We start from the raw sequence: 12,225 nt of genomic DNA, 5'->3' as shown, positions 1-12,225 counted from the left end.
TGGCTTCTGCTTGTGCCTTGGCTTCCGCTCGTACCCGAGCCTGCGCTGCCTCGTGTTCTGCACGGGCCCGCGCCGCTTCCTGTTCTGCTTTAAGGCGAACCGCTTCGGCTTCCGTTCTTGCCCTGGCTTCTGCTTGTGCCCTGGCTTCTGCTTGTGCCCTGGCTTCTGCTTGTGCCTTGGCTTCTGCTTGTGCCTTGGCTTCCGCTCGTACCCGAGCCTGCGCTGCCTCGTGTTCTGCACGGGCCCGCGCCGCTTCCTGTTCTGCTTTAAGGCGAACCGCTTCGGCTTCCGCTCTTACCCTGGCTTCTGCTTGTGCTTTGGCTTGCGCAGCTTCTTGCTCTGCCTTGACTCTTTTCGCTTCTTGCATTGCCTGGAGGCGGGCAAGCTCGGTTTCTACTCTTGCCTTGGCTTCCGCTTGTGCCTTGGCTTGCGCTGCGGCTTGCTCGGCCTTGGCTTTTGCTGCTTCCTGTTCTATCCTGCGTTGTGCAGCCTCTGCTTCCTCTCTCGCTTTGGCGAGCGCAGCTTCTTGCTCTGCCTTGACTCTTTTCGCTTCTTGCATTGCCTGGAGGCGGGCAAGCTCGGTTTCTACTCTTGCCTTGGCTTCCGCTTGTGCCTTGGCTTGCGCTGCGGCTTGCTCGGCCTTGGCTTTTGCTGCTTCCTGTTCTATCCTGCGTTGTGCAGCCTCTGCTTCCTCTCTCGCTTTGGCGAGCGCAGCTTCTTGCTCTGCCTTGACTCTTTTCGCTTCTTGCATTGCCTGGAGGCGGGCAAGCTCGGTTTCTACTCTTGCCTTGGCTTCCGCTTGTGCCTTGGCTTGCGCTGCGGCTTGCTCGGCCTTGGCTTTTGCTGCTTCCTGTTCTATCCTGCGTTGTGCAGCCTCTGCTTCCTCTCTCGCTTTGGCGAGCGCAGCTTCTTGCTCTAGCCTGATTTTTTCTGCCGTTTCGATTTCAAGTGGTGTGGGACTTGGATTTATTTCCGGTTCTTCCGGTCGCTTAACGGGTATATCAACTGGCAATGACTCGGGTGCTGGCTTATCAGCATGAGGTTTTATCTTAACTAAAGCAGGAGCGGCAGATGCCGGGGGTACAGCAGGTTTATCTGCCATCGCAATGGTCACTTTCATCTCACGAGCAGGCTCAGCCCCCCCCTGCGACTGCGCCATTGTGGGATAAAGAACGGCCGCGTGCAGCACCAGAACAATCGCAACGACAACCGCTCGCTCACGTGCCTCCGGCGTGACAGGCCATGCAGGTAAAAAATTATTCAGCCTTGTCTCCATAAATATGAATTATTTAAACCACATGCTAACGATAGGACATGAATGGCAACCGTAATCAAGCCAGCCTCCAGTTTTCTTACACATGTTTATTGCACCCGCATATTCCCTGTTTTACAGGCCATCAAAACTATATCCTGCACCATTGCTTCCTTATTTTGAGACTAGGTCTGGCCAATAATTGGCTTGCGAGAGATGGGCTAGCTGAAAAAACAGAGTTCAGTACTACAGACCGAACACAACATTCTGCTTAGCGAGCAAGGCTGAATTACTATCACTTTATACACTTTGAATACTAATGATAATGATTAACAATTATATTCACATTAAAATTTAAATGCAATATAAAAAATATCATCTTAGGGATTGGAACTTAATATAAAAAGGTCTGGCGACCTCTGCGATTTAAACTTTTGATATGGCACGCCATGCGGGATTTAATATCATTAGGGCACCTCTAAAAATCCAATTTTCGTCACAATACGGCGTTACTCGAAAAAAATTATCGCTTACATATCAACTATATGCCGCGCTCCAATTTTTTACTCGTGCCTTGTCTTGTTTAGAAACTCGAATTTTTAGAGGCGCCCATTAATTACATCGCTGGGTAGCATGAAGCGAAGCCGCCCCCGCCCCTATCAACTTCATGCATAATTAAATATGGGTTTCTTAGCATCTTTTGGCATAGATCTGCGCAGTTAAAATCCTTGCCAAACGGTTAATTTTTATTTTTGTTACTTCGTATCCATAACTCAATTTGAGCATAGTCCAGCTTGCCGCTGTGTGCTACTGCATGCCCTTGGGCATCGTAAAAATAGGTGCGAGGAAGCTCTCCATACCATTGCGTATCTACTTCATAGCGCAGACGCTCTACGAAACTGTCCGCAAAAACCCAGGATTCCACTTGCTTTAACGGGTATTTTTGCAGCGCCTGTGTAATTTCTTTCGTTTGCTCCCGGGTGTCGGTCGAAATCAACACCAGGTCAAGGTCATGGTATTTTTTCAACAGCTTGCCGAAAATCACCATATCGTCTCGGCAATAGATACAATCAAGCGACCATAAGCTGATAATAAAAGGCTTACCCGAACGGGAGGAAACAATTTCCTGATAGCTACCACGCACAAAATGTTTGGTTGTTTGTGCTGCCATAGTGCAAGTGGAGCTGAAGCACATCCATAATCCCAACAGGCATAGAATGCTTACCCGTCTGAATTTCACTGCACGACCTCAGATACGCTAATAAAACGGAAACCTTCCATGTCACTGTTCCATGCAAGGTAGACATGCTTTCCATCACTGGCCAGGAAGGGATAATCTGAAGTACCGTTGGTGGATACAATTTTTTGGGAAGAAGACCAGATTTTACCTCCATCTGAGGAATGGATCAGATGGATGCCCGTAGCCATACCATCAAATTCTTTCCAGACGATAAAGACGCGTTGGCCCAGACTCAAAACATGCGGGTGTGAAGCTTGAGCCTTGAAGTTTCCAAAATTTAATGGGCGAGAATAATGCTTGCCTTGATCGGAAGAGTAGGAATAAAACAATCCGTGTCGTTCCGGCGAGTTGCTGAACCAGACAAAATGATAATTACCGTCTTGCGCAATGGAGGCTGCTGGACCATGATGAGGACAGGCATCCACCTCCCAGTTTTCATTGCTCAGGCGGATAGGTTGTGAACCATCCAGCCTCATCATGGCATGGTCGCGTATGTTACTGCTGAAAATATTCCGCCAAACAATAACCGGCGTACCATCCTTATCTATTGCCATAGCTATGCGGCAGCATTCACAGGAATGGTCAGCGGCTTTTATGTTGGGGTGAAAAGTCTTTCCCCCATCATCAGAAATGGCGTAATAGATTGCTGCCCCTTTATATTTTTCCCCATTTCTTTTTGTAATCGAAGTATCGCGCTTATCGATCCAGGCAATGTAAATCTGGCCACGCCCATTTACGCCCATTACATCAAAACTGTGGGTAATAGGATCCAGATTGTTATTGACAGTAATCGGTGGAGAAAAACTTTTTCCCCCGTCTACCGAACGGCTGAAGCGAACATGGCCGGCAAAAGCCGCTTCCAGATTTTGGGTGTAGGAAACATAGATATTGCCATTGGCATCCACAACAATTTTAGGACGGTTCTCACCAATTGCGGCCACCAACTCCGGTTCTGAATTTACCAAAACTGGCGTACTGTAGGTTCTTCCCTGGTCTTCAGAGTAACTTACCATAACATGCCCATCTTTTACGGATGCTTTCCAAAGCTTGCCGCTACCATCCAATGTAGCTGCAACCGCAAGCGGCTGGCGGGAAATGGCAGCTTTCCACACCTTGTCCTTATCATGCGGCTGGCTGGAACCATGTCCGGCATGGTCTGCTGCCATGCCTATCCCATTGACCGCCATACAGGCAATCAACCCTATTCTGCGGCAATTGCCAGATAGCCATGCGCCCAGACGCTGGCCCCAAAGCTTCCCTCTACTTGTATTATTCATGATGCGAACCTGGAATTGAGCAACCTGTAGCCGTAGCTGCGTTATGAAGCATAAACCGGTATGAAAATTTCATATATGCCTTCCTAGAATTGATATTTCAGATTGGCAACCAGTGTGCGCTGCGGAAATGGGTGAAACAGGGTGTACTTGTAATTATTGACGTTATCGATTCCCATCATTGCTTTCCAGTTTTTGTTCACTTTATAGTTTACATGGGCATCAATTACTATAAAACTGTCGAACGATCCGTAAACATTTGAAGTGTTGTCGGTATTGTCCATTGTGGAATACTGTTTTCCGCTGAAGCGCGCCGCCGCGGTGTAAGCCCATTTCACATCCGGCCGGTAAGTCGCGACCAGCGTAGCCCTCCAGTCAGGGACATAAGGTACTTTCTTACCAACCGAAGTGGTATTTTGGGGAGCGGGATAAGGAGGGCTCTGCCAGCTGCTGTTAGCAAGAATCTTGGAATCCACGTAAGTCACGCTGCCGGAAAGCTCTAACCCATGCATAAATGCATTGTCTTTTTGCATGGCAAGCTCTATGCCCTGATTGCGTATTTTGTTCACGTTCATCGTGGACGTGACGGGAATCCCGGAATCAAGCGAACTGGTCTGGGCAATGATTGCATCCGAAACTTCCTCATAAAACAGAGTGGCCCTGAACCTTCCATGCCTTAATCCCCGCTCGAATACCAACTCGTCAGACAGCACTTTTTCCGGGTACAAATTAGGATTGGGTATATAAACCGTGGATCCTGTTCGAACACTCTGGAAAAGCTCGGAAACAGTCGGATAGCGATATGCCTTCCCAAATGAATTGGTTATCTGCCAGTCTTCAGAAACAACCCACGAAATGGAAGCCTTGGGAGAAAAATCGGTTGATGTCACCTTTGGCTGAAAAACTTCGGTTGCCCCATCAAGATTGTAGCCCTCGTATGCTTTCCAATTTTCATAACGCCCACCCAAAGTTGCCTTGAGTGCCGGGAATAACTTCCAGACATCCTGAACCCACAGCGCATCCGTTTTGGTTTTTCCACGGCTGATAGTGAATGGGGTGGTAAAACTATTGGGGTCGGTCCAGTTGGACGTATTAAAGACTGGATTATTCAGGCTGTATTGATCGCTATGAATACCTGCGCTAACTTCATGCTTTCCACCAGGCCGCCAGATTCCCTTCAGATCAACAGTCGACCAGCCGGTACCCTCCATCAAAGTGGTTCTGCCGGTAGTAGAGAGGTCTGTCAGCGCGCCAACCCCGGATGGCCCATTCCTTGTATCCTTGTTCATTTTATAATTGGATACGACTGCCTCCCAGTCCCACTTGCCTTTGGTGTCGGATTTCAAGGCAAGACTTTGCATTGTATGTTCCTGGATCAGGTCATAAATATTCGAAGCAAACCCGGATACTCCACCAAAGGTAGGCTGGCCTATGGTTGCGGGGGCCGTACTGGTCAGATACGTTTGTACACTGGATTGAGCATCATTACGCCAATAGCCAAAGTTGTAGCTTGCTTTTAACGTAGGGGTCAGATCATAGGCGACTTTTACTTTGGCATTGTCCATCTGGGTATGCAGTAGCCCCCCTGCCCCCAATACACCGGCAAACAAACCTATTTTGTTTTTTTCAGTAATCCGGCCAGTGGTATTTGCCGGCGGGGGCGGTTCAGTGGCGGATTGCCCCTGAGTGACATAGGATAGCGGCTGGCTGTCGCTTTCCATATGATTGGCACTGATCCACCAGGAAAATTTGCCCGAACGGCTCCCAAAAGTGACAGCAGTCTGGCTGGTTTGGTAAGTATCATTGGTGTTGTATTGCTGAAAACGCTGGGAAGCAAAAGTCTGGCTAATCGAACCTTCAAATTTTTCCGGCATCCGGGTGGTAATTTGCACCACTGCACCCATTGAATTTCCCGGATAGGCCGCAGCATAGGGGCCATACATAACATCTATACGCTGAATCTCTTCCGGAGCTACCATTCCCCAGCGCGGGGCACCAATGGTATTGTTGTTTGCAATCAGCGCTGACAGAAGAACATCATCTGCATATACCAAGCTGCGCGCACTGGAATTCACCCCCCATGTGCGCGTCGCCAAGACCGACTGTGTGTCGCCATAGTTGCGTTTGCGCACAAAAAGGCTCGGCATATATTTAAGCGCATCTTCAGTATCGACAATATTAACTGTATCGGCTATTTTTTCAGCGGTCGTACTCTCGATTGTCTGCGGCAATTTATATTTTTTTACTATCGGTGGTGTCGCTCCTGTGCCACCCTTATCAGCAGTTACCGTGATCTCCGGTAACTGTTCGCTAACGATGTCTTCGGAGGAAGCGTCATGACTGGCCTGGACAGGCTGGCTGACTGCTACCGACAGCAAACCCAGGGCAATAAAATTAATTCCATTACTTCGCGCGCCCATACAATTCACCTGAATTCATTGTTTTTCTAACCAATTCATTGTAGGGGAAAAAAAGAAGGGTGAGAATGCGACAAAATGCCGCACCCTACTGGGCGCGGCATCATTAGTATCCTTGCTATGGAAAAAATCTCGTCTATAAGGAAATCAAAAATTTCCCCGTACACCCAGAAGTAAACATACCACATTCGAAGAACGTGGTATTGCCCAATGCCCCACAGAGGGGGGCACACCTATCGCGCCTTCCGAGAAGGCGCTCTGCCAGCTTCCAGTTGCTCCTGATGCTGCTCTTCCTTCTCTTGAAACCGCACATACTTTTGTATCATCTCTCCGTTCAGTCCCACCGTGTCAACACAGTAGCCCTTCGCCCAGAAATGATTGCCCCAATAGGGCCGTTTCTTGAGAAACGGAAATACGCTGAACAACCTTATCGCCGTCCGACCTTTCAATATGCCCATCAAGCCCGATACCGATAATTTCGGTGGCACCTTTACCAACAAGTATACGTAATCCGCCTGCACATTCAATTCCACTACTTCGCACCCTAACTGCTGGCTGAATATCATCACGCATTTATAGACCTCTCGACCTACCGGCCCTTGGAGTATCCAAAATCTGTACTTCGGAACCCATACCAAATAATATTGACAGTGCCATATAACGTGCGATGCTCTTGCAAACTTGCTCATATCTTTTCCTTTCGTTAAGTGTTGTGGGGACAACACTCCGAAAGATAACTGTATGGGCAGGCACTCTGGCAGACAAAGCTAGTCAGGTGATGACTACGTCCATAGGACGTGGTTTTTTAACTCTCACTAAAATCTCCCTGATGCTTCTACAATAAAGCAATACCAAAAATATCAATTCAGAACCGTTTCAACATCTTGCGGTAAACCAGGGTGAAATTCTAGTGATGCAGGCTGAATCGGATAGAAGCATTCATGCGGCTTCCATGCTAAGCCTAATATTCCAAAAGAATGTTGTATTCTGAGCACAATGTACTATTCTGGTGTTTGCGGTGACCAGCATTACGACTATAATAGTTTCTAATAATCTTCATTTCCTGATCCAGATTCATGCCCTCATCCAGATTCATGTCCTTATCCAGAATGTTTATATTGCTTGCCGGCCTTGCGTTGGCTGACTGCGCTTCGAGTCAGGAAATAGGAAATTCAAATATTCCGGCTCAGGGAAAAGGAGTAATTCCAAAAGATCCAGTTCAAGAAAAAGGAAATCCCAGGGATCCGCTGGAACCATATAACCGGAGCATGTATCAATTTAATGAAGGGGTGGACAAGGCTATCCTTAAACCGGTGGCAAAAACCTATAACTATCTGTTTCCAGAACCCGTGAAAAAAATGGTATCCAATTTTTTCTCGAATCTCGGCGACATCCGTACCACTTTTAACGACTTGCTGCAGTTAAAATTAGACCAGGCCGGATCCGATGCCTCACGGGTAGTATTCAACTCAACCTTTGGCATTTTAGGCCTGTTTGATGTTGCCGATCACCTCGAGAAACACGACGAAGACTTCGGCCAGACTTTGGGTTACTGGGGGGTGAAGAGCGGGCCTTATTTCGTTTTGCCGCTCTTGGGCCCCAGAAATATTCGCGATACCGTCGGCTTTATTGTGGATATTTTCACCAACCTCAATCCCATAGGCTGGCTCAACAATGTACCTACACGTAACACATTGTATGGATCACTAACGGTCGAACAGCGTGCAGGGATGCTGAAAAATGAAAATATACTCGAGGAAGCCGCAATTGACCGCTATGCCTTTATACGTGACGGCTATATGCAGAAACGTCAAAACTTGGTGTACGACGGGAATCCGCCGCGTGAAAAATTCGATGACGAGGAATTCGATGACAAGGAGGAAAAGAATTTGCCGGATGGTGCGTCCACTCCGGCTGATACTTCTGCTCCAAGGAATACCTCTATTACTCCGGCTGGCTCTTCCGATAACAGCCAGGAAGCCAAACAGCCTACAGCAGGTGGCGTATCTATCATTTTAACCCTGCCCGGCGAGTCCGAGCAGCCCGCACAACCTGCAGCAACAGATGCAGCCGCACCAAGCGATCAATCAGCAGCACCCCAAGAGCCTGCTGCCCCATCTTTTAACCCGTATCGCATAGAACCGCTAACCACGCCGAACAGCAAAGTAAATTCCTTGCCAAACTGAATGGTAGTCGAAAGTGAAGATTCGTATTTGATCCTGTTTTGCTATAACCAACCTGAACTGCTGCAATAGAGAGCCGGATTTTTTCCAGGCATGTATAAAGTAATTTCCCGTGAGACATCACGGGGAAATTACCGTTCAATTAACCCCCTGCGCGCAAAGCTGCGATACGCTGCTCAAGGGATGGGTGGGTACTAAATAAACTGGCAAAACCGCCTCCCCCCGCAATCCCAAATGCTGCCATTTGTTGGGGTAGAGATGCCTGTTCATGATTGATTTTCAGCTTCTCCAATGCAGCGATCATCTTATTGCGTCCAGCCAAGTTTGCCCCACCTGCATCGGCACGAAATTCGCGATGGCGCGAAAACCACATAACGATAATGCTGGCCAGGATGCCCAGCACCATTTGTGCAATGATGCTAGTGATCCAGTAAGCTGGACCATATTCACGTTCAGTCTTGAACACCAAACGATCTACTAGATGGCCAATAATTCTGGAGAAAAAGATTACAAAAGTGTTGACTACGCCCTGCATAAGCGCAAGCGTTATCATATCGCCGTTGGCAACGTGGCTGATCTCGTGCGCTAGCACGGCTTCCGCCTCATCCCGGCTCATGTTATGCAGCAATCCGGTACTTACCGCCACTAGTGCATTGTTGCGGTTCCAGCCGGTAGCAAAAGCATTTACGTCTGGCGCTTCATAGACAGCTACTTCAGGCATGCCGATTCCCACAGCTTGCGCCTGTTTGCGCACGGTTTCCATCAGCCAGCGCTCAGTAGGATCAATCGGGTTAGTAATGACCTGTGCGCCAACCATCCGTTTGGCCGACCATTTGGACAGGAACAACGAGATTAGCGAACCAGCAAAACCCATTACCGCCGACATGACCAAGAGAGCGTTGAAATTGATGCCACCACTTTCATTCAATATTTTGTCAACGCCAAGCAAGCGCAAGGTGATGCTGATGACGAAAAGCACGGCCAAATTGGTCAGGATAAACAGAAAAATTCGTTTCATATGTATGTCTCTCTTGAACTGAAAATATGGGATGCAATTTATTATCTTTGCATATCGTGGTGTTTAATGTTGGGGTAGCGACAAATATTTCAAGGGGTGCGCACCAATGCAAATTTAAATTTTAAATAGACTAACCGCTGGCAAATAAATTCCAATAGGAGAATAAAATGTCATTCGAAATTAATAAAATTGTGCGTATAAAATGCAAGAATTGCTAAATCATCCCGCCGTGCAGGGCGGCTTCGCTCCCTTCGTCATCGCGCTGATAGTGGCAGAGTTATTACAGCGCTTACGCTTAAGCGGTTTGGCTGCCATTGCCGGGTTTGCTGTCACTGTTTACTTGGTGAGTGATTTTTCTTTGGAGCCACTCACCTCTGCGCGCAAAATCGTGCTGCTGGGCTTGCTCTCTGCACTGCTTGCTCTATCGCTATCACGGTTCAATTGGCGTCCGCTACGCTTGATGCTCGCTGTAGCGGGCAGTATTGCGGCAGTGTGGATGGCGTTGCGTATCTTACAACAGCAGGACATGACGCATATGTTGCTCTGGAGTGGCGGCTGCGCTTTGTATGTCGGCTGGCTGATATTCTGGATGGATACATTGCATGGATCGCCAGTGCGAGCAGGAAGTGCAGGAATGGCACTGGGACTGGGCACTGGGGGATCTGCATTGTTTGGTGCTTCTGCCCTGCTCGGCCAGTTCGGTTTAGCTTTGGGTGCGGCGGCAAGCGCTTACCTGCTGCTTCAAGCTGTATCGAATAGCCGATTGCCATGTGGGCGGAGCTTTACCCTGCCATTGTCGCTCATCGCCGGATTGACTGGCTGTCTCGCAGTGCTGACCGCTCAGTTGCCATGGTATGCCTTACCTGTGCTGGCCGTAATTCCACTGGCTGCCAAAATTCCGGTTCCCGAAAAAATGGGGTTATGGTTGCAATCGCTTTTGCTGTCTATTGCTACCTTGGCCTGCGCGGCAGGTGCTATATATCTAACTTGGCATGTGGCAGGTGCACCACCTTTTTAATCTGGATAAGATGAAGACTACGCGACCTCCCCTTCCCATATCACCATGCATACGGTGCTGAACCCTTATTCGCCTGGATGGAAATTAGGTTCCCATTTTGCTCTGATAGCTTGCCGGATGAATCAGTCTATTACGGTGTGATGCCCAAGGGCAGTTCTTGTCATCGTGTTTGGGGGATTTGCATACGTTTGACCGGTTGCGGGCGGTAACTCCCTGCAACCTATCAAGCGCGGATTTCCAGCCAATGCCCTTGAGGTGGCGGGTAAGTTCATCGATGCTCATGCCGTCGATGCTTGGCACGCCCTTGTTCTGGCGGACTTGTTTAAGGCGCTTTGCAGCCCGGACCGTTCCAGCATCGCTTGAGTTGAAATTAACGCGATTTGTCTGCCATCCTGTGGCACTGTCGCAGTCTGTAAATGTAGGCCGTCCGATGCGATTCCATTGCTTTTTATACGTACTTCTTTGCGGCCTCCTGAATTACTTTAGCTGTTTGCAAGACAATTATCATTGCGCTTCCGATTATGTCATTTTAGTTATTTCAATCAGAAACTATATTAGTTTCATGGGCTTTTAAACTACGAAACTTAAGTTGACTAAAATGATTGGTTTTTCATATGCCGAATGGCAATTGTCAGAAGGCGACACTTAAACGCATAGCGAATAATTTTTCCGCGCTCCTGTTCTCATTTAATCTGGAGAAACCAAGGCCAGTTTGCAAGTTTATATGGTGGCTTAAATCCAAGTGAATTTGGGGCGTCAAGCTATAACCCCACTGACCCTCCTGATCAATTTCATGATTAAGTTCAATACCATAAGTGAGGCGTTGCGAATAATCATAAAATAAATTGTTATTCATCAGTGCTATTGTTTTTCCCTCACCACCAAATACGGTACGTCTTATACCAAACATATTAAGCGTGCTCCACGCTTTAGATAAACGATAGCCATTAATATAAAGCGCATCTGCAGAATACTTTCCAGTGCCGCGATTTTTTTCCCCGATCACTTGCCAGCCTTGAATCATGCCAGCGATAAGTGGATTGCTTAATGTACCCTGCAAGGCAAATTTATAATTTGTAAGGTTTGTATGTTCAAAAGGTAACTCCAGTTCAATTGCGTAGTCATCTGCAAAAGCGTATTCAATCTCAGGCGCCCATTCCGCGGGACCTCCTTTTAAAGGTTTTAGCGCCAATGTATTCACTTCTAATTCCCCTTTTTTTGCGCCCAATGGTCTGACTAAATCAAACAATAGTGGCTCAGGAATGCGTAGTGTAGTACTAGTTAGTGCCGCACTCCCCTCAATAAATTCTGCATGACTAGGAATTGAATAGGTGATGCACCATGTGAACAAACCAAGTATTGCAGCGCTCGAGAAATGCTTAACCGCTAAAATTTCGGAGTTAAGTTCAACCATATGTTTCATTATGAATCACTTTCTTATCTGGATAAAAGCCTCAATGTTATGACGTCAAATTGCAGGGCTTACACACAGAAGTTTTGTTCGGCTATCACCAGATTTGATAACTGACATAACCCAACTTGTATTTTCTTACAGGTAATCCCAGCAGTAATCACCACATTTCAATAATCTGCACTAGCCTGAACCAGATGCTCACTTGCGGCATTCTCCTTAGCTTCTAACGTCCCGCCATCAAAAAGCAGGGGGTATAGTCCAAAGTGCTTTTCTCTTTTACAAACTCATAGCAACTTCAATAATTAAAAGGTGGATTAAACAACCATATTTTTAAATAATATTTAACCAAAAATATTAAGGAAACGCTGAATAATTCACCGCACAGCAGAGTCCGGTGCGTAGTTTCCGG

9 protein-coding genes and 1 pseudogene are annotated in these 12,225 nt (G+C 47.5%); 2 read left to right on the top strand and 8 right to left on the bottom strand.

The window, feature by feature from the left end; all coding sequences use genetic code 11:
• The 5 genes and pseudogenes from MJ768_RS00050 to tnpA all read right to left on the bottom strand — a co-directional run.
• Positions 1–1,276: pseudogene (locus MJ768_RS00050) on the bottom strand (hypothetical protein); the annotation flags it as partial.
• A 715-nt stretch (positions 1,277–1,991) separates the two neighbouring features.
• A complete protein-coding gene (locus MJ768_RS00045) occupies positions 1,992–2,423 on the bottom strand; it encodes a TlpA family protein disulfide reductase (protein ID WP_239287131.1) in 432 nt (143 codons plus the stop codon).
• 65 nt (positions 2,424–2,488) lie between these two features.
• A complete protein-coding gene (locus MJ768_RS00040; RefSeq protein WP_239287129.1) occupies positions 2,489–3,769 on the bottom strand; it encodes a sialidase family protein in 1,281 nt (426 codons plus the stop codon).
• Positions 3,770–3,852: 83 nt separating this feature from the next.
• Positions 3,853–6,186 carry a TonB-dependent receptor gene (locus tag MJ768_RS00035; RefSeq protein ID WP_239287127.1) on the bottom strand — a complete coding sequence of 778 codons (2,334 nt, stop codon included), beginning with the start codon at positions 6,184–6,186 and terminating at the stop codon, positions 3,853–3,855.
• Between the two features lie 230 nt (positions 6,187–6,416).
• The gene (gene tnpA / locus MJ768_RS00030) at positions 6,417–6,872 is read right to left on the bottom strand and encodes an IS200/IS605 family transposase (protein ID WP_239287125.1); all 456 of its coding nucleotides are present in this window, start codon (positions 6,870–6,872) and stop codon (positions 6,417–6,419) included.
• 579 nt (positions 6,873–7,451) lie between these two features.
• Here tnpA and MJ768_RS00025 point away from each other — a divergent pair.
• Positions 7,452–8,369 (top strand): MlaA family lipoprotein, encoded by a 918-nt coding sequence (locus MJ768_RS00025; protein WP_239287123.1) that lies wholly within the window; start codon positions 7,452–7,454, stop codon positions 8,367–8,369.
• Positions 8,370–8,508: 139 nt separating this feature from the next.
• Here MJ768_RS00025 and htpX read toward each other — a convergent pair whose 3' ends face one another.
• Complete coding sequence (gene htpX / locus MJ768_RS00020) at positions 8,509–9,384, bottom strand: protease HtpX (RefSeq protein ID WP_239287121.1); 876 nt, start codon at positions 9,382–9,384, stop codon at positions 8,509–8,511.
• Between the two features lie 202 nt (positions 9,385–9,586).
• On the opposite strand from htpX, the gene MJ768_RS00015 reads away from it, so the two are divergent.
• Positions 9,587–10,402, top strand: coding sequence for a hypothetical protein (locus MJ768_RS00015; RefSeq protein ID WP_239287119.1), 816 nt, complete (start codon positions 9,587–9,589; stop codon positions 10,400–10,402).
• Positions 10,403–10,486: 84 nt separating this feature from the next.
• On the opposite strand, the gene MJ768_RS00010 is transcribed toward MJ768_RS00015, so the two are convergent.
• On the bottom strand, positions 10,487–10,702 hold the full coding sequence (locus tag MJ768_RS00010; protein ID WP_239287117.1) for a hypothetical protein: 216 nt from the start codon (positions 10,700–10,702) through the stop codon (positions 10,487–10,489).
• A 331-nt stretch (positions 10,703–11,033) separates the two neighbouring features.
• Positions 11,034–11,825, bottom strand: a complete 792-nt coding sequence (locus MJ768_RS00005; protein ID WP_239287115.1) for a hypothetical protein — start codon at positions 11,823–11,825, stop codon at positions 11,034–11,036.
• Positions 11,826–12,225 lie beyond the last annotated feature (400 nt).

Origin of the sequence: Candidatus Nitrotoga sp. 1052, assembly GCF_927312905.1 — a bacterium.
Classification (GTDB): Bacteria; Pseudomonadota; Gammaproteobacteria; order Burkholderiales; family Gallionellaceae; genus Nitrotoga.
Note: the sequence above shows the minus strand (reverse complement) of the source record. Positions and strands in the feature narration are given on the sequence as shown.

Excerpts from the sequence above, each read along its gene's own strand:
- MJ768_RS00005 (WP_239287115.1), bottom strand. The coding sequence starts at position 11,825 with ATGAAACATATGGTTGAACTTAACTCCGAAATTTTAGCGGTTAAGCAT.
- MJ768_RS00015 (WP_239287119.1), top strand. The coding sequence starts at position 9,587 with ATGCAAGAATTGCTAAATCATCCCGCCGTGCAGGGCGGCTTCGCTCCC.
- htpX (WP_239287121.1), bottom strand. The coding sequence starts at position 9,384 with ATGAAACGAATTTTTCTGTTTATCCTGACCAATTTGGCCGTGCTTTTC.
- MJ768_RS00035 (WP_239287127.1), bottom strand. The coding sequence starts at position 6,186 with ATGGGCGCGCGAAGTAATGGAATTAATTTTATTGCCCTGGGTTTGCTG.
- MJ768_RS00025 (WP_239287123.1), top strand. The coding sequence starts at position 7,452 with ATGTATCAATTTAATGAAGGGGTGGACAAGGCTATCCTTAAACCGGTG.
- tnpA (WP_239287125.1), bottom strand. The coding sequence starts at position 6,872 with ATGAGCAAGTTTGCAAGAGCATCGCACGTTATATGGCACTGTCAATAT.
- MJ768_RS00045 (WP_239287131.1), bottom strand. The coding sequence starts at position 2,423 with ATGGCAGCACAAACAACCAAACATTTTGTGCGTGGTAGCTATCAGGAA.
- MJ768_RS00040 (WP_239287129.1), bottom strand. The coding sequence starts at position 3,769 with ATGAATAATACAAGTAGAGGGAAGCTTTGGGGCCAGCGTCTGGGCGCA.